The organism is Streptomyces sp. HUAS MG56, assembly GCF_058673395.1.
This window is the reverse complement of sequence record NZ_CM178722.1, coordinates 8,755,355-8,777,142: the sequence shown is the minus strand read 5'-3', so window position 1 is coordinate 8,777,142 and position 21,788 is coordinate 8,755,355. Positions and strand designations below refer to the sequence as shown.

Annotated in this window: 19 protein-coding genes; 5 read left to right on the top strand and 14 right to left on the bottom strand. The window is 72.7% G+C overall.

Going from position 1 to position 21,788, the window contains the following annotated elements:
• Nucleotides 1-141: 141 nt before the first annotated feature.
• Genes AC4OXY_RS40555 through AC4OXY_RS40525 form a run of 7 tightly spaced genes read right to left on the bottom strand, consistent with a single transcriptional unit; the run spans nucleotide 142 to nucleotide 7,181 of the window.
• Nucleotides 142-942, bottom strand: a complete 801-nt coding sequence (locus AC4OXY_RS40555; RefSeq protein WP_362821754.1) for an ABC transporter ATP-binding protein — start codon at nucleotides 940-942, stop codon at nucleotides 142-144.
• Entirely contained in the window at nucleotides 935-1,864 is a 930-nt protein-coding gene (locus tag AC4OXY_RS40550; protein ID WP_356028350.1) for an ABC transporter permease, read from the bottom strand. Before AC4OXY_RS40550 ends, AC4OXY_RS40555 begins: the two co-directional genes overlap by 8 nt.
• Before the next feature lie 60 nt (nucleotides 1,865-1,924).
• Nucleotides 1,925-2,779: a glycosyltransferase family 2 protein gene (locus tag AC4OXY_RS40545; RefSeq protein WP_491994720.1), complete on the bottom strand. Its 855-nt coding sequence runs from the start codon at nucleotides 2,777-2,779 to the stop codon at nucleotides 1,925-1,927.
• 32 nt (nucleotides 2,780-2,811) lie between these two features.
• Nucleotides 2,812-3,591, bottom strand: a complete 780-nt coding sequence (locus AC4OXY_RS40540; RefSeq protein WP_491992222.1) for a CDP-alcohol phosphatidyltransferase family protein — start codon at nucleotides 3,589-3,591, stop codon at nucleotides 2,812-2,814.
• Nucleotides 3,569-4,630, bottom strand: coding sequence for an iron-containing alcohol dehydrogenase family protein (locus AC4OXY_RS40535; RefSeq protein WP_356028343.1), 1,062 nt, complete (start codon nucleotides 4,628-4,630; stop codon nucleotides 3,569-3,571). The genes AC4OXY_RS40540 and AC4OXY_RS40535 overlap by 23 nt, the downstream gene beginning before the upstream one ends.
• Entirely contained in the window at nucleotides 4,618-5,370 is a 753-nt protein-coding gene (locus AC4OXY_RS40530; RefSeq protein WP_356028340.1) for a phosphocholine cytidylyltransferase family protein, read from the bottom strand. The genes AC4OXY_RS40535 and AC4OXY_RS40530 overlap by 13 nt, the downstream gene beginning before the upstream one ends.
• Nucleotides 5,367-7,181 (bottom strand): DUF5941 domain-containing protein, encoded by a 1,815-nt coding sequence (locus AC4OXY_RS40525; protein WP_491992221.1) that lies wholly within the window; start codon nucleotides 7,179-7,181, stop codon nucleotides 5,367-5,369. Before AC4OXY_RS40525 ends, AC4OXY_RS40530 begins: the two co-directional genes overlap by 4 nt.
• Nucleotides 7,182-7,450: 269 nt before the next feature.
• Here AC4OXY_RS40525 and galE point away from each other — a divergent pair, with 269 nt between their 5' ends.
• Nucleotides 7,451-8,422, top strand: coding sequence for a UDP-glucose 4-epimerase GalE (gene galE / locus AC4OXY_RS40520; protein WP_491992220.1), 972 nt, complete (start codon nucleotides 7,451-7,453; stop codon nucleotides 8,420-8,422).
• 270 nt (nucleotides 8,423-8,692) lie between these two features.
• The gene (idi, locus tag AC4OXY_RS40515; RefSeq protein ID WP_356028333.1) at nucleotides 8,693-9,286 is read left to right on the top strand and encodes an isopentenyl-diphosphate Delta-isomerase; all 594 of its coding nucleotides are present in this window, start codon (nucleotides 8,693-8,695) and stop codon (nucleotides 9,284-9,286) included.
• 39 nt (nucleotides 9,287-9,325) lie between these two features.
• Here idi and AC4OXY_RS40510 read toward each other — a convergent pair whose 3' ends face one another.
• Entirely contained in the window at nucleotides 9,326-9,820 is a 495-nt protein-coding gene (locus AC4OXY_RS40510) for an ATP-binding protein (RefSeq protein WP_356028552.1), read from the bottom strand.
• Nucleotides 9,821-9,996: 176 nt separating this feature from the next.
• Nucleotides 9,997-10,596 (bottom strand): HdeD family acid-resistance protein, encoded by a 600-nt coding sequence (locus tag AC4OXY_RS40505; RefSeq protein WP_356028330.1) that lies wholly within the window; start codon nucleotides 10,594-10,596, stop codon nucleotides 9,997-9,999.
• Nucleotides 10,597-10,712: 116 nt separating this feature from the next.
• On the opposite strand from AC4OXY_RS40505, the gene AC4OXY_RS40500 reads away from it, so the two are divergent.
• Nucleotides 10,713-11,468 (top strand): enoyl-CoA hydratase/isomerase family protein, encoded by a 756-nt coding sequence (locus AC4OXY_RS40500; protein ID WP_356028327.1) that lies wholly within the window; start codon nucleotides 10,713-10,715, stop codon nucleotides 11,466-11,468.
• Here AC4OXY_RS40500 and AC4OXY_RS40495 read toward each other — a convergent pair.
• Together AC4OXY_RS40495 and AC4OXY_RS40490 are read right to left on the bottom strand one after the other, a co-directional pair.
• Nucleotides 11,440-12,090 (bottom strand): DJ-1/PfpI family protein, encoded by a 651-nt coding sequence (locus AC4OXY_RS40495; protein ID WP_491992219.1) that lies wholly within the window; start codon nucleotides 12,088-12,090, stop codon nucleotides 11,440-11,442. The genes AC4OXY_RS40500 and AC4OXY_RS40495 overlap by 29 nt on opposite strands.
• Before the next feature lie 31 nt (nucleotides 12,091-12,121).
• On the bottom strand, nucleotides 12,122-13,081 hold the full coding sequence (locus tag AC4OXY_RS40490; protein WP_491992218.1) for a GlxA family transcriptional regulator: 960 nt from the start codon (nucleotides 13,079-13,081) through the stop codon (nucleotides 12,122-12,124).
• Between the two features lie 180 nt (nucleotides 13,082-13,261).
• On the opposite strand from AC4OXY_RS40490, the gene AC4OXY_RS40485 reads away from it, so the two are divergent.
• Nucleotides 13,262-15,679: a Tex family protein gene (locus AC4OXY_RS40485; protein ID WP_491992217.1), complete on the top strand. Its 2,418-nt coding sequence runs from the start codon at nucleotides 13,262-13,264 to the stop codon at nucleotides 15,677-15,679.
• Between the two features lie 132 nt (nucleotides 15,680-15,811).
• Here the strand turns inward: AC4OXY_RS40485 and AC4OXY_RS40480 are convergent, their stop codons facing one another.
• Both AC4OXY_RS40480 and AC4OXY_RS40475 read right to left on the bottom strand, forming a co-directional pair.
• A complete protein-coding gene (locus AC4OXY_RS40480) occupies nucleotides 15,812-17,452 on the bottom strand; it encodes an ABC-F family ATP-binding cassette domain-containing protein (RefSeq protein ID WP_356028317.1) in 1,641 nt (546 codons plus the stop codon).
• Between the two features lie 36 nt (nucleotides 17,453-17,488).
• Entirely contained in the window at nucleotides 17,489-18,556 is a 1,068-nt protein-coding gene (locus tag AC4OXY_RS40475) for an oxidoreductase (RefSeq protein ID WP_356028315.1), read from the bottom strand.
• Between the two features lie 101 nt (nucleotides 18,557-18,657).
• On the opposite strand from AC4OXY_RS40475, the gene AC4OXY_RS40470 reads away from it, so the two are divergent.
• On the top strand, nucleotides 18,658-19,572 hold the full coding sequence (locus tag AC4OXY_RS40470; protein WP_491994719.1) for an FAD-dependent oxidoreductase: 915 nt from the start codon (nucleotides 18,658-18,660) through the stop codon (nucleotides 19,570-19,572).
• A 71-nt stretch (nucleotides 19,573-19,643) separates the two neighbouring features.
• Here AC4OXY_RS40470 and AC4OXY_RS40465 read toward each other — a convergent pair whose 3' ends face one another.
• Nucleotides 19,644-21,614, bottom strand: a complete 1,971-nt coding sequence (locus AC4OXY_RS40465; RefSeq protein ID WP_491992216.1) for a Xaa-Pro dipeptidyl-peptidase — start codon at nucleotides 21,612-21,614, stop codon at nucleotides 19,644-19,646.
• Nucleotides 21,615-21,788: the final 174 nt, after the last annotated feature.

The window sequence follows — 21,788 nt, the reverse complement described above, 5'->3', positions numbered from 1 at the left end:
CGAGGTCCGTCGGGGTGTCCTGCACATCACAACAACACACCGATTGGCGTCAAGATTCCTTGCGCAGACCGGAGTTGACGTTTCCTTTGCGACCCGGGGGCCGACCGGACAGCTGCCGGCGGACCCCTGGCCGAAAACAGGCTACTTGCCCGTGAACTTCTCGTACTCCCTCAGCACCTCGTCGGTCGGCCCGTCCATGCGCAGCTCGCCGCGCTCCAGCCACAGGACGCGATCGCACGTGTCACGGATGGACTTGTTGTTGTGGCTGACCAGAAAGACCGTTCCGGCCTCCTTGCGCAGTTCCCGGATGCGGTCCTCGGAGCGCTTCTGGAACCCCCGGTCACCGGTGGCGAGGGCCTCGTCGATCATGAGGACGTCGTGGTCCTTGGCGGCGGCGATGGAGAACCGCAGCCGGGCGGCCATGCCGGAGGAGTACGTCCGCATCGGGAGAGTGATGAAGTCGCCCTTCTCGTTGATCCCGGAGAAGTCCACGATCTCCTGGTAGCGCGCCCTGATCTGCTCCCGGGACATGCCCATGGCGAGACCGCCCAGGATGACGTTGCGCTCACCGGTGAGGTCGTTCATCAAGGCCGCGTTGACGCCCAGCAGCGACGGCTGGCCGTCGGTGTAGACCTTGCCGCGTTCGGCCGGCAGCAGCCCCGCGACGGCGCGCAGCAGAGTCGACTTGCCGGAGCCGTTGGAGCCGATCAGGCCGATGGCCTCGCCCCGGTGGGCGACGAAGGAGACCCCGCGCACGGCGTGGACCGTGCGCACACCTCGCGCCCCGTCGCCGGAGCCCCGCCGCACGATGCGGCTGAGCGCGGCCGTCGCGCTGCCCCTGCCGGTCCTGGCGCCGTTGACGCGGTAGACGATGTGGAGCTCGTCCGCGATGACCGTGGGCCTGCGCGCGCCCGTGGTCGGGTCGTGCAGCTGCTCAGCCACGGCCGTACCTCTCCTCCGCCTTCCAGAAGAACACGAAGCCGCCGGCGAAGACGGCCACCGCCCAGAACAGCGCGATGGCCCACACGTGCGGGGGCAGGTTCGACGCGCCGTAGCCGTCGATGAGGGCGTAGCGCATGAGGTCCATGTAGACCGCGGCCGGGTTGACCTGGAGCAGCCGGACGGCGAGCTCCGAGCGGCCCTCCATCATCTTGCTGATGGAGAACATCACGCCGGAGGTGTACATCCAGGTGCGCAGGATGAACGGCATCAGCTGGGCGAGGTCCGGCGTCTTGGCGCCCAGGCGGGCCACGATCAGCGCGAGCCCGGTGTTGAACAGGAACTGGAGCACCAGGACCGGCACGATCAGCAGCCAGGACAGGCTCGGATAGCTGCCGAACCCGATCGCCACGACGAACATCACGATCATCGAGAAGAGCAGCTGCTGGAGCTGCTGGAGCGAGAAGGAGATGGGCAGCGAGGCGCGCGGGAAGTGCAGGGCGCGCACCAGGCCCAGGTTGCCGGAGATCGCCCGGACGCCCGACATGACCGAGCTCTGCGTGAAGGTGAACACGAACACGCCCGTGACCAGGAACGGGATGTAGACGTCCTGGGACAGGCCGCGGCTCGCGTGCAGGATGACACCGAAGATGAAGTAGTAGACGCCCGCGTTGAGCAGCGGGGTCGCCACCTGCCAGAGCTGGCCGAGCTTGGCCTGGCTGTACTGGGCCGTCAGCTTGGCCTGCGAGAAGGCGAGGATGAAGTGGCGCCTGCCCCACAGCTGACGGACGTACTCGGCGAGCGAGGGACGGGCGCCGCTGACGGCGAGCCCGTACGCGGCGGCGAGCTGCGCGGCCGTCGGCCCCTCGTCGGGCGACGGTATCGCGCTCACCGCGACACCGCCGTCTTGGGTTGTGTGACTCACGAGTGGGAATCCGGAATCTCTTGGTAAGAAGCTTGCTCTCTTCAGGTAAGAGCAAGCTTCTCAGATCACCGGAGGCCGGCCCAGCCGGGTCAGCCGCCACACCGTGCGCCAGCGCATGGGGCGGCGCGGACCGCACGGGGTCGTCCAGCCCTCCTTGAAGCCGCCGAACCAGGCCTTCAGGGCCGGAGCGGACGGCCGGCGCAGCAGCGTGAGCAGCAGCCAGACGCCGAGGTAGACGGGGACGAGGGGCAGGGGCAGGTTGCGGCGGGCCAGCCAGACGCGGTTGCGGGCGACCATGCGGTGGTAGACCGCGTGCCGCGAGGGGGCCGTCGTCGGGTGGTACAGGACCATGTCCGACCGGTAGTCGATCATCCACCCGGCGTCCAGGGCCCGCCAGGCCAGGTCGGTCTCCTCGTGTGCGTAGAAGAACGCGTCCGGCAGCGTCCCGGCCTCCGCGAAGACGCGGGTACGCACGGCGTTGGCGCCGCCGAGGAAGGTGGTGACGCGCGAGGAGCGCATCGGGTCGGAGGCGCGCAGCCGGGGCACGTGGCGGCGCTGGGTCTCGCCGGTCTCGGGGTCGGCGATGCGGAAGCTGATGATGCCGAGCCTCGGGTCGGCCTCGAACGCCTCGCGGCACAGCTGGGCGGTGTCGTGCCGGGCGAGCAGGCCGTCGTCGTCGAGGAACAGCAGTATGTCGACGTTCCGGCCGTTCGGCCCGAAGGCCTCTATGCCGACGTTGCGGCCGCCCGGGATGCCCAGGTTCTCGGGCAGCTCGATCGTCCGCACGACCGACGGGAACTCCGTGACGTCCGGGACGGGCGAGCCGTTGCCGACGACGACCACCTCGACCGGGTCGCCGTCCTGCTTGGCGACCGAGTCGATGAGGGCCCGCAGCTCCTCGGGCCGGTTGCCCATCGTGATGATGACGGCGCCGACCTTCACGGCACTCACTTCAGCCTGCTTGAGGCGAGGATGGACACCAGGTGCAGCAGGGTCTGCAGCAGGGCGATGCCGGCCAGCACCGCGACACCCAGCCGGGAGAAGAAGAGGTCGCCGCGCGCCTGGTCGACCACCGCCAGCACCAGGATCAGCAGGGACGCCTCGATGCCGAGGATCAGCCGGTGGAACTTGAACGCGGCGGCGGCCCGGCGGGCCAGCGCCATGCCGGAGGAGCGCATCTCGGCGGCGGCCTCCTGGACCGGCGGCTTGCCGACCTGGTGGCGGGCGACACCGACGAGGTCCGTCTCGGCCTTGATCAGGATCGCGCCGAGCGCGGAGAGCGTGCCGAGGAAGGCCCACAGCCAGTCGATACGGCCGCCGCCCCACAGGTCGGCGGCGCGCAGGCCGAAGCCGACGAGCACGGCGGCGTCGGTCAGGTAGGCGCCGACCCGGTCCAGGTACACGCCGCTGAGCGAGTACTGCTTCTTCCAGCGCGCGATCTCGCCGTCGACGCAGTCCAGCAGCAGGTACATCTGGACGCAGACCACACCGAGCACGGCGCCCCAGATCCCCGGCACCAGGAGTGCCGGGGCCGCGAGCACGCCGAAGACGGTCATCAGGTACGTGAGCTGGTTGGGCGTGACCCTGGTGCCGACCAGGTAGCGGTCGACCCGCAGGGACACCTCACGCATGTAGAGGCGTCCCATCCAATGCTCACCACTGCGCCGGTCCTTCACCCCGGCGGGGTGGACGACCGGACGGAGTTCAGCTACCGATGGCCTTGACATAGTCGGCGTAGATGTCCTTGATCTGGTTCGGCTTGAGTGCGAGGTGTTCGAGGATCGTGTAGCGGCCGGGCCTGGTCTCGGGAGCGAACTCCACGACGCGGACGAACTCGTCCACGGTGAAGCCGAACTCCTCCGGCAGCACCGGAAGCCCGTGCCGGCGCAGCACCGCGGCCGTGTGCGCCGCCTCCTCGTGGGCCCCGCGCAGATACGTCGCGAAGGCCGCGCCGAATCCGCACTGTTCGCCGTGGGCGGCCGCCCGCTTGGGGAACAGCAGGTCGAAGGCGTGGTTGATCTCGTGGCAGGAGCCGGAGGACGGGCGGGAGTCGCCGGAGATCGACATCGAGATACCGCTGAGGACGAGCGCCTCGGCGAGCACCTGGAGGAAGTCGTTGTCACCGATGCCGCCGGGGTGGCGCAGCACCGCCTCGCCGGCCTGGCGGGCCATGGCGGCGGCGAGACCGTCGATCTTCTCGCCGTTGACCCGGTTCGACAGTTCCCAGTCGGCGACCGCGTTGATGTTGGAGATCGCATCCCCGATACCGGCCCGGACGAAGCGGGCCGGGGCCTCGCGGATCACGTCCAGGTCGATGACGACCGCGATCGGGTTCGGCACCCCGTAGGAGCCGCGCCCCGCGTCGTTGTCCAGCGTCGCGACCGGCGAGCACAGACCGTCGTGCGCGAGGTTCGTCGGCACGGCGACCAGGGGCAGGCCGACGCGGGCCGCGGCGAACTTGGCGCAGTCGATGATCTTGCCGCCGCCGAGCCCGACGACGGCGTCGTAGTGGCCGGACTTCATGTCGCCGGCCAGCCGGATCGCGTCGTCCAGGGTGCCGCCGCCCACCTCGAACCAGGCGGCGCCGGGCAGCGAGGGGCCGAGGCGCTCGCGCAGCCGGGCGCCGGAGCCGCCGCTGACGGCGACGGCGAGCCGGCCGGACTGCGCGATGCGCTCGTCGGCGAGGACTCCGGCCAGGTCGTCCAGGGCACCCGGGCGGATGTCCACGACGACCGGCGAGGGGATCAGCCGGGTCAGTAGCGGCACGCGATCTCCCGCCCCTTGGCCAGGTCGTCGTGGTTGTCGATCTCGACCCACGGGACGTCGCCGATCGGCGCCACGTCGATGCGGAAGCCGCGGTCGACCAGCTCCTGGTAGCCGTGCTCGTAGAACTGCTGCGGGTCGGTCTCCCAGACCGTCTTCAGCGCGTCGGCCAGGTCGGGGGCGGCGTCGCCCTCGATCAGGGTGACGCCGATGTACTCGCCGGTGGCCTCGGCGGGATCCATCAGCTTGGTGATCTTCGTCATGCCCTTCTCGGCGTCGACGACGACCTTCATCTCCTCGTCCGCGAGGGACTTCACGGTGTCGAGGGCGAGGATGATCTTCTTGCCCTCGCCGCGCGCGGCGAGCAGGGTCTTCTCGACGGAGACCGGGTGGACGGTGTCGCCGTTGGCGAGGATCACGCCGTCCTTGAGGGCGTCACGGCCGCACCACAGGGAGTAGGCGTTGTTCCACTCCTCGGCCTTGTCGTTGTCGATGAGGGTGAGCGTGAGGCCGTACTTCGCCTCCAGCGCCGCCTTGCGCTCGTACACGGCCTCCTTGCGGTAGCCGACGATGACCGCGACCTCGGTCAGACCGATCTCCGCGAAGTTGCCGAGGGTGAGGTCGAGCACCGTGATCGAGTCCTCCCTACCTGCCGGCCCCACCGGCACCAGCGCCTTGGGCAGGGTGTCGGTGTAGGGGCGCAGACGCCGTCCGGCGCCGGCCGCCAGCACGAGGCCGATCATGCGGGTTCTCCTTCATCGTGTACGGCGGGTGCGCCTCCGAGATGAGACGACACCCAGAAGCGGATGCTCTCGGCGAGCACCACGAGGGCGACGGACACGGCGAGGACCGTGAGCGCGACCGTGAACTGCGAAGCGGTGAGCACCGCGGCCAGGACGGCGACGAGCAGCGTCCGCCCCTCGTGCCCCCCGATGACGCGCGTCAGCCAGGCCGGGGGTGCTCCGGCGTTGCCGCGGATGCGGTACACCGTGTCGTAGTGATGGTAGGCGACGGCGGCCACCAGCCCGAAAGCCGCAGGAAGCGCTCCGTTCACCCCCGCCTTGCCCGCGAGGGCCAGGACGGTGCCGTACTCGGCGGCCCGGAAGAAGGGCGGGACCAGCCAGTCGAGGGCGCCCTTGAGGGGGCGGGCGACGGCGAGTGCCGAGGTCAGGACGTAGAGCAGGGCACCGATCACGGGCAGCGGCGAGCCGTTTGCGGTGAGGGCGCAGCTGGTGACGACCGCGGCACCGCCGAGGAAGGCGACGGCCGGCACGGCGAGGCCGGGCAGGCCCCCCTTGGCCGCCCGCCGTACGGCCTCGCCGAGCGGGCCGGAGTCGGCGAGGTCCGCGAGTGCCCGGGCGGCCCGGTCGGTGCGCCGCGCCCTGCGGGTCAGGGAGCGCAGCACGCGGCCGGCCGTGGTGTACGTCGCCGCGAGGGCGCAGCCGACGAGCAGGACGCAGAAGGTGATCCGGGGGGTGGTGGCCGCGGTGAGGATGGCGATCATCGCCCAGCGCTCACCTATCGGCAGCACTATCATCCGCCGCAGCCAGACCGTCCAGCCGACGCTGTCGAGCCTGTCGGAGAGGGCGGCGGTGGGGCTGGTGTTGGCGGTGGCGTCGTGGTTGGCCTCGTTGAAGGAGAAGTCGACCACGTGCCGGCAGGTCTGCAGGATCATCGCGCCGAGCGCGAGGGCCCACACGTCATCACCGCCCCGGGCCGCACCGAGGGCGAGGCCTGCGTAGTAGGCGTACTCCTTGGCCCGGTCGAAGGTGGCGTCGAGCCAGGCGCCGAGCGTGGAGTACTTCAGGGCGTAGCGGGCGAGCTGGCCGTCGGTGCAGTCGAGCACGAAGGACGCGATCAGCAGCACGCCGGCGGCGACGAACCCCGCGCGCGTGCCCGTCGCCGCGCAGCCGGCCGCGATCAGGGCGGTGAGCAGCGAGGCCGTGGTGACCTGGTTCGGGGTCAGGCCCCGGCGGGCGCACCAGCGGGCGAGGTAGCGCGAGTAGGGGCTGATGAAGAACGTGGTGAAGAAGCCGTCGCGGGACTTCACGGCCGACTTCAGGCGTACGGCCTCGTCGTCCACGGCGGCGACGGCCTGCCGCGCCTCGTTGCGCGCCTGCGGGTCGGCGGGGACCGCGGCGACCAGGCTGCCCAGCTCGGGCCGGTGCACCTCGCTGCCGTCGGCGTCGAGGGCGGTGACGATGCGGTCGGCGAGGCTGCCGACGGCGAGGGCCGTACCGCCGCTGCTGCCCGCGGAGGTCTCGCGGGCCACGGCCCGGGTCAGCGCCTGCCGGGCGGCCGGCCCGGCGGTGACGGCGCCGGGGACCGCGGCGAGCGGGAAGCGCGGGTCGGTGAGGCCGAGGCGCAGTGCGTGCGGGTGACCGACGAAGCGGGCGTCGACCAGGGCCACGCGCTCGGCGGCCGGAGCCGCGGCGAGCGCGGTCTCGGCCTCCGCGGCGTCCACTGCCACCAGGACGTCGAAACCGAGGGACCGCAGATCGTCCTCCAGTGACGATCCGGGGACCGGCTGACCGGTGACGATGGCGGTCGACAACCGAACTCACTCCCTGGGTGTCGGCGCGCGGGCGCCGGTCGCTTGCATGGTGGGGCGCCTGCCTGCGGCACCCGGGTGTCGGCAGAGGCTATCGGATGGTTCCGGACCTGAGTTCACCGGCCGTTCACGGCCCGGTCCACGGTGCCTGCCCCGGCCTTTGCCGCGATCATCATCGGGGAAACGGGGGCCCGCCCACAAACCCGGCGGCGCAGACCCGGGTAAGCCCTGGCAAAGGAGACACGCGGGCGATCGGCCTAGGCTGGGCGACCATGACGTGGCTGATCACCGGCGGAGCCGGATACATCGGGGCGCATGTGGCGCGGGCCATGACGGACGCCGGGGAGCGTGTCGTGGCGTTGGACGACCTGTCGGCCGCGGTGCCGGCGCGGCTGCCCGCCGACGTCCCGCTCGTCGAGGGCTCGACACTGGACGGGGACCGGCTGACCCGGGTCCTGCGGGAGTACGACGTCACGGGCGTCGTCCATCTCGCGGCGCGCAAGCAGGTCGCGGAGTCGGTGGCCGAGCCGACCCGCTACTACCGGGAGAACGTGGGCGGCCTCGGCACGCTGCTGGACGCGGTCGCCCGGGCCGGCATCCGGCGGCTGCTGTTCTCCTCCTCGGCGGCCGTGTACGGCAACCCGGACGTGGACCTGATCACCGAGGACACGCCCTGCGCCCCGGTGAACCCCTACGGCGAGACCAAGCTGGCCGGGGAGTGGCTGGTGCGGGCGGCGGGAGCGGCGTACGGCATCTCCACGGTGTGCCTGCGGTACTTCAACGTGGCGGGCGCCGCGGCGCCGGAACTGGCGGACACGGGCGTGTTCAACATCGTCCCGATGGTCTTCGACCGGCTCACCCGCGACGAGGCCCCGCGGATCTTCGGCGACGACTATCCGACGCCGGACGGCACCTGCGTGCGGGACTACATCCACGTGGCCGATCTGGCCGAGGCCCACCTGGCGGCGGCACGCCGGCTCCGCGGGGAGGGCGCGGCGGGCGACCTGACGCTGAACATCGGGCGCGGCGAGGGCGTCTCGGTGCGCGAGCTGATCACGGTCGTCGGCGAGGTCACCGGGGACCGCCGCGCGCCGGTGACCGAAGCGCGCCGCCCGGGCGACGCGCCCCGCGCGGTCGCCTCCGCCGAGCGCGCCGCCCGCGAACTGGACTGGCGGGCCCGGCGCGACGTACGGGAGATGGTCGCCTCGGCCTGGCAGGGCTGGCAGCTCCACCACGGCAGCTGACGTACCGCGTTGCCCCATACCCCCCACCCGTGGGGCCACGCGCTGCTCGCGGTGTGCGGCGGGCACGCGGAGCACGAGGCACGCCTGTGCCACTGAACATCAGTACGGGCGTTCGCCCTGGCGGGCGGTTCCGGGCGCGGCCTGCCGGGCACGATGATCTACCGGGTCCCCGTCCCGGTACGGCGCCGCGCGCGGACGTGCGGGGAAGTGCCGGGAGTGCCGGATTCGTACGGCAGACTTGGGGTGCGAAGAACGAGGCGAAGGATGGGTATGCCGATCACACCTGCCACCGCGACGCACAGCTCGTCGACGGGCACCGCAGAGCAGATTTTGCTGGAACTGGTCGACGAGAAGGGTGTGACGATCGGCACGGCGGAGAAGCTCGCCGCCCACCAGCCCCCGGGGCAGCTGCACCGCGCGTTCTCGGTCTTCCTCTTCGACGAGCAGGGCAGGCTTCTGCTCCAGCAGCGGGCGCTCGGCAAGTACCACTCCCCCGGCGTGTGGTCCAACACCTGCTGCGGTCACCCGTACCCCGGTGAGGCGCCGTTCGCGGCGGCGGCCCGGCGCACCTTCGAGGAGCTGGGGGTGTCCCCCTCGCTGCTCGCGGAGGCCGGCACGGTCCGCTACAACCACCCGGACCCTGCCTCGGGCCTGGTGGAGCAGGAGTTCAACCACCTGTTCGTCGGCCTGGTGCAGGCACCGCTCGCGCCGGACGCGGACGAGGTCGCCGAGGCCGCCTTCGTGACGGCGGCCGAGCTGGCGGAGCGGCATGCCCGCGACCCGTTCTCGGCCTGGTTCATGACCGTGCTGGACGCCGCCCGCCCGGCGATCAGGGAGCTGACCGGCCCGTCCGCGGGCTGGTGACCTCCTCTGCGGCCCGGTGAGCGGCACGCCGGTTCAGCGCTACGGCAGTGTCGCGGGCTTGAGCGGCAGGGCGGCCCAGATCACCTTGCCGCCGCTCGCGGTGTGCTCCACGTCGACGGCGCCGCCCGCCTCCCGGGCCACCTCGCGGACCAGCAGCAGGCCCCGGCCGCCGGTCCGGCCGTGGTCGGCCTCCAGGGCGGTCGGCCGGTAGGGGTGGTTGTCCTCCACGGACACCCGCACCCACTCGGCTCCGACGGCGACCTCCACGGCCAGCATCGGCGACAGCAGCGCCGCGTGCCGGACCGCGTTGGTGACCAGCTCGGACACGATCAGCAGCAGGCCGTACTCCAGCTCGTCGGAGACCGGTACGCCCTGGCGCAGCAGCAGGTCCTGCACAGCGTGCCGGGCCTGCGGGACCGAGGCGTCCACGGCCGGAGCGGTGAACCGCCAGACGCCCTCGTACGGCAGTGGATCGGGCGGGCGCTCGGCGCCCCCCGCTGGGCCCGGGACGTCCCCGCGCCCGTGGTTGTCCATCGTCCGGTCGCCACCCTCGCGCTCGATTGTCACCACACGTCGAGTGTTGGTAACGATCCGCTCCGGGCCGGATACCTGAACACAAGTCAGCGGGTATCGAGCGCTTTGTGACCGAGTGCGTATGACCCGGTCACGTGTGGGACTGTTTCCTGTCCCTCCGGGCGCCGCTTCGCGAACTATTCGGGTTGTACGGGTTTGGGTCCGCCCTTCCCCGAGACGAGCCCCACGACACGGCGACCGCCGTAGCCGGTGGCCACGAGACCGAGGCCGTCGAAGAGCAGGGACAGCGAGAAGAACGTGCCGATCACGTACTGACTGCTGCTCGGCCAGGAGCCGAGGACCAGGATCCCGAGCAGCAGGTCGAAGGCTCCGAGGAGGAGCGTCCAGCCCAGCTGCGGCCCGCGGACGACCAGGCCGCCGGCCAGCCGGAAGATGCCTGCGGTGAGGAACAGCAGGGCGGCGAACATGGTGAGGGCGGCGGCCGTGGCGTGGGGCAGGCGGATGACGACGACGCCGGCCGCGATGTTCAGGGCGGCCACGATGACGCCCAGCCAGAAGTAGCTGGTGCCGCGGGCCTGGACCGCGTGCGCGAGGCCGACGATCCCGCCGGTCAGCAGGAGCCAGCCGAACAGCAGCATCGAGGTCAGGGTGGCGACGGCGGTGTAGAGGAGTCCGACGAGTCCGGCGAGGACGAGGATCACGCCGAGCGCCGCGAGCAGGCCGAAACCACGGCGCAGGCTCGTCGCGCTGTCCTTCCGCTTCCTGGCTCCGGCCATCACAGCCTCCCTCGCACCCTCACGACACTATTTACCCAGGTCTCTCCTTATTTTTCCCCATTTTTCCCCGGGGGTGGGGTGCGCTGTGACGCGCACCGGCGCATAGCATCCCGCCCATGGAGCCCCAGCTGTCGCACCACGTCGAAGGCGCCGTCGCCACCGTCGTCATCCGTCACCCGGCCAAGCGCAACGCCATGACCGCCGCGATGTGGCGGGCGCTGCCCCCGCTGCTGGACGCCTTCGCGCGGGATCCGGGGGTGCGGGCGCTGGTGCTGACCGGGGAGGGGGGGACCTTCTGCGCGGGCGCGGACATCAGCACGCTGCGGGGCTCGCCGCAGGAGGCGCAGACGCTCGCCGTGGCGGCCGAGGAGGCGCTCGCGGCGTTTCCGAAGCCGGCCGTGGCCGCGGTGCGCGGGCACTGTGTGGGCGGCGGTGCGCAGCTCGCGGCGGCCTGCGATCTGCGGCTGGCGGAGCAGAGCGCGCTGTTCGGGGTGACCCCGGCGCGGCTCGGCATCGTCTACCCGGCCTCCTCGACCCGCAGGCTGGTCTCGCTCGTCGGCCCGGGTACCGCCAAGTACCTGCTGTACACGGCCGAGTTGATCGACGCCGGGCGGGCGCTCGCCACCGGGCTCGTGGACGAGGTGCTGCCGGACGGCGAACTGGACAAGCGGGTGGCGGAGTTGACCGGGATCCTGGTCTCCCGCTCACAGTTGACGCAGGCCGCCGCGAAGGAGTTCGCCGACGGCCGGACGGACCGGGACGGCCACTGGGCCGAGCAGGCGCGCGGCAACCCCGACAGCGCGGAGGGGGTCGCCGCGTTCCTGGAGCGCCGCCCGCCCCGTTTCACCTGGAGCGCGGCTGCGTCAGGCTGAACCGGCCGCCCGTGCGGAGCTCCTCGACGAGGTGCGCGGGCGCCTTGTCCGGGGAACCGGCGTCGTACGGCGGCCGGGGGTCGTACTCCGTCAGCAGCTGGACGGCCTGGGCGTGTTCGTCGCCCGCGATCCGGCCGGTCAGGGTGAGCGCCATGTCGATTCCGGCGGAGACCCCGGCGGCGGTGACGTACTTGCCGTCGGTCACCACCCGCTCCCCGGTCGGTTCGGCGCCGAACTCCGCCAGCACCTCCAGGGCGCTCCAGTGGCTGGTCGCGCGGCGGCCGCGCAGCAGTCCCGCGGCGGCGAGCAGCAGCGAGCCCGAGCAGACCGAGGTCGTCCAGGTGCTCGCCGCGTCGGCGGCGCGCAGCCAGTCGAGCAGGGCGGGGTTCTCCAGCTGGGCCCTGGTGCCGGGCCCGCCGGAGACCACCAGGAGGTCCGGGTGCGGCACCTCGTCCAGGGCCCGGTCGGCGGTGACGGCGAGGAACCCGGTGTCGGTGCTGACGGGGCCGGGCCGCTCGGCGACGAAGGCGAGCTGTGCGTCCGGCAGCCGGCTGAGGATCTCGTAGGGTCCGACGACGTCCAGGGCGGTGAAGCGGTCGTAGACGACCAGGACGATCTGCACGGTGATCTCCTTCGGTGGGTGTTCCGGGCGGTCAGCGGGCCGGGGCCGGGCGGAAGCGCCTGCGGTACTCCGCGGGGGGTGTGCCGAGGGCGCGCAGGAAGGCCCGGCGCATGGCCTCGGGGGTGCCGTAGCCGCCGGCGCGGGCGATCTCCTCGATGCCGTCGGTGGTGTCCTCCAGGAGGCGGCGGGCGTGTTCGAGGCGGACGCGGTCGACGTAGCGGCCGGGGGTCAGGCCCGTCTCCTCGCGGAACGCGCGCGCGAAGTGGCGCGGCGAGAGCCGGGCCCGCGCGGCGAGCGAGTCGACCGTCAGGTCGCCGGCCGGGTGCTCGGTGATCCACCGCTGGACCTCCCGCAGCGGCGCGCGCTGCGCCGTCTGGGCCGCCAACTGGGCGCTGAACTGCGCCTGGTTGCCGGGCCGGCGCAGGAAGACCACCAGGCGCCGGGCGATGTCGAGGGCGACGTCCCGGTCCAGGTCCTCCTCGACCAGGGCCAGCGCGAGATCGATGCCGGAGGTCACCCCCGCCGAGGTGGCGACCTCTGCGTCCCGGACGTAGATGGGCTCCGGTTCCACGGTGACCGCCGGGTGGTCCCGGGCGAGCTTGTCGCAGTAGGCCCAGTGGGTCGTCGCCCGGCGGCCGTCGAGCAGTCCGGCCGCGGCGAGCAGGATCGCGCCGGTGCACACGGAGACCAGGCGCCGGGCGCGCGGGCCGTGGGCGCGCAGCCAGTCGATCAGCCGCTCGTCGGGCGCGCGGGTGCCCGCGCCGCCGGGGACCACCAGGGTGTGCGGGTCGGACGCCGCGGTGAGCGCCCCGTCGGGGACGAGGGTCAGGCCACTGGACGTACGCACCGGACCGCCGTCGAGGGAGGCGGTGCGGATCCGGTACGACCCCGGCGTGTGGTTCTCGGCGCCGGCGAACACCTCCATCGGGCCGGTGACGTCGAGGCTCTGGACGCCGTCGAAGAGGACGAAGAGGAGCGTGCGCTGCGGCATGTCCCCCAGTCTTCGCCGCCCCGGGTCATGGCTGCAATGACGAGTTTCCCACCTTTTCTGCCATCGTCGGGGTCCCGTGCGGGGATCCGCGGCCCGCCGGTGGACCGCCCTGACCGCCGGTTGTCGGTGCCACCTGCCACAATTGCCGCGCAACCTCAGTGGAGAAGGCGGTACGGGATCGTGACGACACCCGGGTCCAGCGGATCCATCAGCGTGGGATCCATCGAAGGCAGGATCGCCGAGGAGCTCGGCGTACGGGAGCGGCAGGTGAAGGCCGCGGTGGAGCTGCTCGACGGCGGTTCGACGGTGCCCTTCATCGCCCGCTACCGCAAGGAAGCGACCGAGATGCTCGACGACGCGCAGTTGCGCACGGTCGAGGAGCGGCTGCGCTACCTGCGGGAGCTGGAGGAACGGCGGGCCGCGATCCTGGAGTCGGTGCGCGAGCAGGGCAAGCTCACCGACGAGCTGGAGGCGCGGATCCGCGGCGCCGAGACCAAGGCGCGACTGGAGGACATCTACCTCCCGTACAAGCCCAAGCGGCGCACGAAGGCACAGATCGCGCGTGAGGCGGGGCTGGAGCCGCTGGCCGAGGGCCTGCTGGGCGATCCGTCGGTGGATCCGCTGGCGGCGGCCGCCGCGTTCGTGGACGCCGGCAAGGGCGTCGCCGACCCGCAGGCCGCGCTGGACGGCGCGCGGGCGATCCTCACCGAGCGGTTCTCGGAGGACGCCGACCTGATCGGCGAGCTGCGCGAGCGCATGTGGGTGCGCGGGCGGCTGGCCGCGAAGGTGCGCGACGGCAAGGAGGAGGCGGGCGCCAAGTTCGCCGACTACTTCGACTTCGCCGAGCCGTTCACCGAGCTGCCCTCGCACCGGATCCTCGCGATGCTGCGCGGCGAGAAGGAGGAGGTCCTCGACCTCGTCCTGGAGCCGGAGGAGCCGGGCGAGCAGCCCGGCCCGTCGTCGTACGAGGGCATCGTCGCGCACCGGTTCGCGATCGCCGACCGGGGCCGCCCGGCCGACAAGTGGCTGTCGGACACGGTCCGCTGGGCCTGGCGCACCCGCATCCTGGTCCACCTCGGCATCGACCTGCGGCTGCGGCTGCGCACGGCCGCGGAGGACGAGGCGGTGAACGTCTTCGCGGCGAACCTGCGCGACCTGCTGCTGGCAGCCCCGGCCGGCACGCGTGCGACGCTCGGCCTGGACCCCGGTTTCCGTACGGGTGTGAAGGTCGCCGTGGTCGACGCGACCGGCAAGGTGGTCGCCACGGACGTGATCTACCCCCACGTCCCGGCCAACAAGTGGGACGAGGCCCTCGCCAAGCTGGCCCGGCTCGCCCAGGAGCACGCGGTCGACCTGATCGCGATCGGCAACGGCACGGCGTCCCGCGAGACCGACAAGCTCGCCGGTGAACTCATCACCAGGCACCCGGAGTTGAAGCTCACCAAGGTGATGGTGTCCGAGGCCGGCGCGTCCGTGTACTCGGCCTCCGCGTTCGCCTCCCAGGAGCTGCCCGACATGGACGTGTCGCTGCGCGGCGCCGTGTCGATCGCCCGCAGGCTCCAGGACCCGCTCGCCGAGCTGGTCAAGATCGACCCCAAGTCGATCGGCGTCGGCCAGTACCAGCACGACCTGTCCGAGGTGAAGCTGTCCCGCTCGCTGGACGCGGTGGTCGAGGACTGTGTGAACGGCGTCGGGGTGGACGTCAACACCGCGTCCGCACCGCTGCTTTCGCGGGTGTCGGGCATCTCCTCGGGCCTCGCCGAGAACATCGTGGCGCACCGCGACGCCAACGGCCCCTTCACCTCCCGCGCGGAGCTGAAGAACGTGGCGCGGCTCGGCCCGAAGGCGTACGAGCAGTGCGCGGGCTTCCTGCGCATCCGCGGCGGCGCCGACCCGCTGGACGCCTCCAGCGTGCACCCCGAGGCGTACCCGGTGGTGCGCCGCATGGTGAAGACCAGCGGCCAGGAGGTGGCGTCCCTCATCGGCAACACGGGCGCGCTGCGCTCGCTGCGGCCCGCCGACTTCGTGGACGACACCTTCGGTCTGCCGACGGTCACCGACATCCTCAAGGAGCTGGAGAAGCCGGGCCGCGACCCGCGTCCGGCGTTCAAGACGGCCACCTTCAAGGAGGGCGTCGAGAAGATCTCCGACCTGTCCGCCGGGATGATCCTGGAGGGCGTGGTGACGAACGTGGCGGCCTTCGGCGCGTTCGTGGACGTCGGCGTCCACCAGGACGGGCTGGTGCACGTCTCCGCGATGTCGAAGACCTTCGTCAAGGACCCGCGGGACGTCGTCAAGCCCGGGGACATCGTCAAGGTGAAGGTCCTGGACGTGGACATCCCGCGCAAGCGGATCGGGCTGACCCTGCGCCTGGACGACGAGGCGGCCCCGCAGGGCGGTCAGGGCCAGGGCGGCGGACGCCAGCAGCGCGGCGGCGGCCGGCCGCCCCAGCAGCGGCAGGGCGGCGGCCAGGCGCAGGGCCAGCGGCAGGGCCGGGGCGGCGGCGACCGGGGCGGACGGCAGGCGCCGGCCCCGGCGAACAGCGCCATGGCCGACGCGCTGCGCCGCGCGGGTCTGCTCGACCCGAAGAAGCGCTGACCCTGCGGGGCTTCGGCCGGGGGACGGGTTTTCCCACCCACCCATCCGTCCCGGTCGGCTGACAAGGCGCCCTCCGCCCCGGAGGGCGCCTTCGTGCGTCCCGGAACGCCCGCGACGTGATCCGACGGGGTGCTAGCGCTCTGTCATCTTCCCGTCCGCCACCTCCAGGCGGCGGGTCACCCGGACCGCGTCCAGCATGCGGCGGTCGTGGGTGACGAGCAGGAGCGTGCCGGTGTAGGAGTCGAGGGCCGATTCCAGTTGCTCGATGGCGGGCAGGTCGAGGTGGTTCGTCGGCTCGTCCAGGACCAGCAGGTTGACGCCCCGGCCCTGGAGCAGGGCGAGGGCGGCGCGGGTGCGCTCGCCCGGGGAGAGGGTCGCGGCCGGGCGCAGCACATGGCCGGACTTCAGCCCGAACTTGGCGAGCAGGGTGCGCACCTCGACCGGCTCGGTGTCCGGGACGGCCGCGCAGAAGGCGTCGAGCAGGGTCTCGGGGCCGTGGAACAGCCCGCGGGCCTGGTCGACCTCGCCGACCAGGACGCCGGGGCCGAGGGCGGCGTGGCCCGCGTCGAGCGGGACACGGCCCAGCAGCGCGCCGAGCAGGGTGGACTTGCCGGCGCCGTTGGCCCCGGTGATCGCGACCCGGTCCGCCCAGTCGATCTGGAGGGACACCGGCCCGAAGGTGAAGCCGCCGCGCCGGACCTCGGCGTCGCGCAGGGTCGCCACGACCGCGCCGGAGCGCGGGGCGGCGGCGATCTCCATCCGCAGCTCCCACTCCTTGCGCGGCTCCTCGACCACCTCCAGGCGCTCGATCATGCGCTGGGTCTGCCGGGCCTTGGCGGCCTGCTTCTCGCTGGCCTCGCTGCGGAACTTGCGGCCGATCTTGTCGTTGTCGTTGCCCGCCTTGCGCCGGGCGTTCTTCACGCCCTTGTCCATCCAGGACCGCTGCATCTGCGCGCGGTCCTGGAGGGCGCTCTTCTTCCCCTCGTACTCCTCGTAGTCGTCGCGGGCGTGCCGCCGGGCCACCTCGCGCTCCTCCAGGTAGGCCTCGTACCCGCCGCCGTAGAGGTTGATCTGCCGCTGGGCGAGGTCGAGTTCGAGGACCTTGGTGACCGTGCGGGTGAGGAACTCGCGGTCGTGGCTGACGACGACCGTGCCGGCGCGCAGGCCGGTCACGAAGCGTTCGAGGCGGTCCAGACCGTCGAGGTCGAGGTCGTTCGTCGGTTCGTCGAGGAGGAAGACGTCGTAGCGGGACAGCAGCAGCGAGGCGAGGCCGGCGCGGGCCGCCTGGCCGCCGGAGAGGGCGGTCATCGGCTGGTCGAGGCCGACGGCGAGGCCGAGGGAGTCGGCGACCTCCTCCGCGCGTTCGTCCAGGTCCGCGCCGCCCAGGTCCAGCCAGCGCTCCAGGGCCACCGCGTAGGCGTCGTCGGCGCCGGGCGCCCCGTCGACCAGGGCCTGGGTGGCCTCGTCCATGACGCGCTGGGCCTCGGCGACGCCGGTGCGGCGGGCGAGGAACTCCCGGACCGTCTCCCCGGGCCTGCGCTCCGGCTCCTGCGGCAGATGGCCGACGGTCGCGGCCGGCGGGGACAGCCGCAGCTCGCCCTGCTCGGGCGCGACGAGCCCGGCGAGCAGCTTCAGCAGCGTGGACTTGCCCGCGCCGTTGGCACCGACCAGCCCGATCACGTCGCCGGGCGCGACGACGAGGTCGAGCCCGGAGAAGAGGGAGCGGTCGCCGTGCCCGGCGGCGAGGTTCTTGGCGACGAGGGTGGCAGTCATCAGGACGCCGATCCTAATGCGCCCGGCGCCCCGGTCTCAGCCGCGTTTCCCGCCGGTCGCCGTGGAACGGGTCCGCCGGCCCCGCCCGCCGATGACCGGCGCCGCGCGCACGTCCCCCGCCGTCCGGGCGACGACGTACGCCTCGCCCCTGACCGCCCGTGGATCCAGCGGGACCCGGTGCCGGCCGGGCTCCAGGGCGCCGTCGAACACCTCCTCGGTGCGGGTGCGGTGCAGCCGGTCGAGGCGGTACGCGGTGATCCGCACCCGGCATGCCGCGCCGACCTCGACGTCCGCGGTGGTGCCGGTCGCGGCCAGCGCGGTCAGCGGGCGGCGCGGGAGCGGGCCGCGGCCGAGGGCGTGCTCGATCTGGGCGACGAGCAGCGGCACGATCGGGGCGAGTCCGTCCACCGCCGCGACCTCGGCCCCGGCCTGTTCGAAGGCCCGCAGCACGGCGGCCCGTTCGGCCGGGCCGACCGCCCGGCCGAAGGCGACCGCGCCGTAGCCGCGCAGTTCCTCGGCGGTGACCTCGCGCGCGTCCTGGGTGATGTCGGCGCCGATGCCGATGGTGCGCAGCGCGGCGGCCAGCCGGGCGAGGACGGCCACCCGGGCGCCGATCAGCAGCACCCTGCGCCGGGGCGCGGCGCAGCCGTCCCGCAGGGCGGTCAGGGCGGCGCGGTACTCGGGTCCGCGGAACCGGAACGGGCCCATGCCGGGATAGCCGTTGCGCTCCAGGTCGGCGTGCTCGTCCGTCTGCCAGGCGAAGTCCCGCCAGACGTAGTCCTCGCCGTCGCGCTCGATGACGGCGGTGACCGCGCCGCAGGCCAGGTCCTCGCACTCGGGACAGCCGTAGAGGACGAACCGGCCGGCCGGGAGCGGCGGTTCGGCCTCCAGCAGCAGCGCGCGCACCTGCTCGGTGAAGATGGCGGGCGGGACGTCCGAGGCGAGCGGGGAGACCGCGTCCAGGTCGGACAGCTGAAAGAGCAGTGGACGGCCGTCCACGACGAAGTCCACGAAGTCGCGGTGGACCTGGTAGCGGCCGTCGGCGAGGACACCGCCCGCGCGGGTCGCCGGTGCCAGGCCGAAGGTCGCGTATGCGGCAGACATGTGGTGAGTATCCCCACACCGGGACGAATCCGATCGCAGCATGACATGGTCGTCCGGGCAGGCTCTATCGTCCAGGCGTGGACAACGAGCCGAATGACGAAGTGATCGTGGTCGGGGACGGGGTCGCCGGGCTGACGACGGCCGTGCTGCTGGCCGAGTCCGGGCGGCGGGTGCGGGTGTGGGCGCGGGAGCCCGCCGAGCACACGACCTCGGCGGTCGCGGGCGGCCTGTGGTGGCCGTACCGCATCGAACCCGAGCGGCTGGCGGGCGCGTGGGCACTGGAGTCCCTCGCCGTGTACGCGGAGCAGGCGCGGCGCCCCGAGGAGACGGGCGTACGCCTGGTCGACGGCGTACACGAGGGGACCCGGCTGGACGACCTGGGCGACTGGGCCGGCCGGGTGCCGGGGCTCCGGGAGGTGCCGGACGGTCTGGCGGCGCGGCTGCCGGTGATCGACATGCCGGTGTATCTGGCCTGGCTGCGGGAGCGGTTGGGGAAGGCGGGCGGGACGGTCGAGCGGCGCGAGGTGAGCGATCTGACGGCCGTTCCCGCCGGTGTCGTCGTCAACTGCACGGGACTGGGCGCCCGTTCGCTGGTACCGGATCCGCAGGTGCGTCCGGTGCGCGGGCAGCTGGTCGTCGTGGCGAACCCGGGGGTGACGACCTGGTTCACCGCCGTCGAGCACTCCGGGGCCGACTCGGCGTACTTCATCCCGCAGCCGTACGGCCTGCTGCTGGGCGGTACGGCGGAGGAGGACGACTGGTCCCTGGAGCCGGACCCGGCCACCGCCGCGGCGATCGTCGCCCGCTGCGCGCGGATCCGCCCTCGGATCGCGGGCGCGCGGGTCCTCGGCCACCGGGTGGGGCTGCGGCCGGCCCGCGACGCGGTGCGGCTGGAACGGCAGCCCCTTCCCGACGGCCGTGTGCTGGTGCACAACTACGGGCACGGCGGGGCCGGGGTGACGGTGGCGTGGGGGTGCGCGCGGGAGGCGGCCGGACTAGCGTTTCCGGCCGCCTGAGCCCATCCGTTCGCGGCGCCCGCGAGGCGCCGACAACGGTCAGGCACCCCGCGCGCAGGAGCACGCCGCGGCTACCCCGGGATGCGCTGGGCCGCCCGGGGTGCGCGGACCCCTTCCAGGGACCGGGCTGCAGGAACCGTGGCCGTGGCCGGGGAGCCCGACGTGGCCCGGGCGAAAGCCGCCGCGCCGCCCACCAGCGGGAGGCGGGCCGTCGTACCGGACAGCGCGACGGTCAGGCCCGGCCGGGTGGACGGCGGGTCGATGAGGTCCTTGTCCGTGCCCGCGATGATCAGTGCGAGGCGGTGCCCCGCGGGGACGACGTGGTCGGTGGCCGCGAGGTCGAGGGTCATCGTGTAGGCCCTGCCCGGGGTGAGCGGAACTCCCTTGCCGAGGGAGGCGTGGTGGCCGAGGTCGGCCCAGCCGCGGCTGAACACGGTGTAGTCGACCTTGGCCGTCCTGGCCCGGGTCTCCTTGAAGCAGGCGCTGTCCCCGGCCGTGCTCTCGCCCCAGCAGGTGCGGTTGGTCAGCGTGGTGATGCCCTCGGCGGTGTCGGCGTAGTCACGGATGGTGTCCGGGCCGAGGTCGACCAGGACGGCGGACAGGTGGGCCGAGGCGGTGGTCGGGGTCGCGGTCACCGTCACCGTGGACGACCCGGACAGGCGCAGGTCGTGGGTGAGCGGTGCGGTGAGGAAGCCGGCCTTCTCGGGGGTGGGGGTGGTGAGACGGGCCGCCCAGTCGGTCTCGCTCAGCTTCGGGTCGTCGGTGAAGGTCTCCGTGCCGGCGGCCGGGCGCAGGCCGAGCGTGCCGACGCCGTTCCGCGCGCCGGGGGCGGGGTGCAGGGCGGCGGGGCGGGTGCCCTGCGGGGGCCAGACGCGTGAGGTCACCCACTGGTCGGGGTGGCGCTCGATGTCGGCCATCGGCTCGCGGTCGATGCCGTTGTCGTAGCCGAGGAGTTCATGGTCGAACCAGCGGTGCAGGGTGTCGACCCAGGCGCCGCGCCGGTAGTCGAAGGGGTCGACGTGGCCGGTCTGGGAGAGCCAGATCTTGCGCTCGACCCCGTGCTGCGCGAGGGCGTCCCACCACTGGCCGAAGTGCTTGGTGCGGACGTTGAGGTCCTGCATCCCGTGCACGAGGAACACGCTCGCGCGCACCGCGGCCGCGTCCTTGACGTAGTCCCGCTCGGTCCACAGCGGCGTCCAGTCGCCGCTGCGCGGGCTGCCGTCGGTGAGTTTCTTCTGCACGGCCGCGCAGTGGGCCTTCGCCGCGTCGCTCTCGACGTCGCCGGCGAGGTCGGCGGGGCCGCCGTCGTACAGCGGGGCGCCCTGCGCGAAGTAGTAGTCGTACCAGGAGGAGATGCCGCTGATCGGGACGATGGTCTTCAGTCCCTGGACGCCGGTGGCGGCGACGCCGTTGGCAATCGTGGCGTCCCAGCTCTTGCCGATCATGCCCGTTCTGCCGTTGGTCCAGGTGGCCTTGACGGTCTGTGTGCCGGTCCGGCTGGTGTAGGCCCTGGCGCGGCCGTTCAGCCAGTCGATCACGGCCTTCGCGGACTGGATGTCGGAGCGCCCGCCGACGTCGACGCAGCCGTCGGAGCGGTTGGTGCCGGCGAGGTCGACGCCGACGAAGGCGTAGCCGCGCGGCACGAAGTAGTTGTCGTAGAACAGCGGCATCTGGACGACGTGGCCCTGCGCGTCGTACGTCTTGAGCTGGCTCTCGTTGCCGCGTCCGCAGCAGGAGAAGTACGGGCTCGCGTCCATGATGACGGGCACCTTGCGGCCCTCGCGGGCGGGTTCGGCGGGTCGGACGATGTCGGCGGCGACCCGGTCGGGCTTCCCGTCGCCGTCCCCGTCGAGGCCCGTGTCCACCCAGACGGACTCGCGGACGGCATGGGCGTACGAGTAGACGGGCCGGCTCACGTGGGCGGCCCGGCTGTCGGGGCCGGCGGCCTGTGCGGCGGCCGGGGTCAGGAAGGCGGCCGTCAGGATGGCGGCGACCGCTGTCGCGAACGGTCTCCAGATCGTGAAGCGCGTACGTCTCGGCATGCGCGGACGGTACCCCGGTCAACTCCCCGACAGAAGAGGGCACCACGGTGGCCCAGGTGACGCGTGACGGCTGAATGGCGATCGTGTGACAGCGGGGACCGTGGACAGGCCAGGGGGCACAGGGAATGAATAGGCTCCGAACAGATCCACCACGCATGTCCCACGAACGCACTT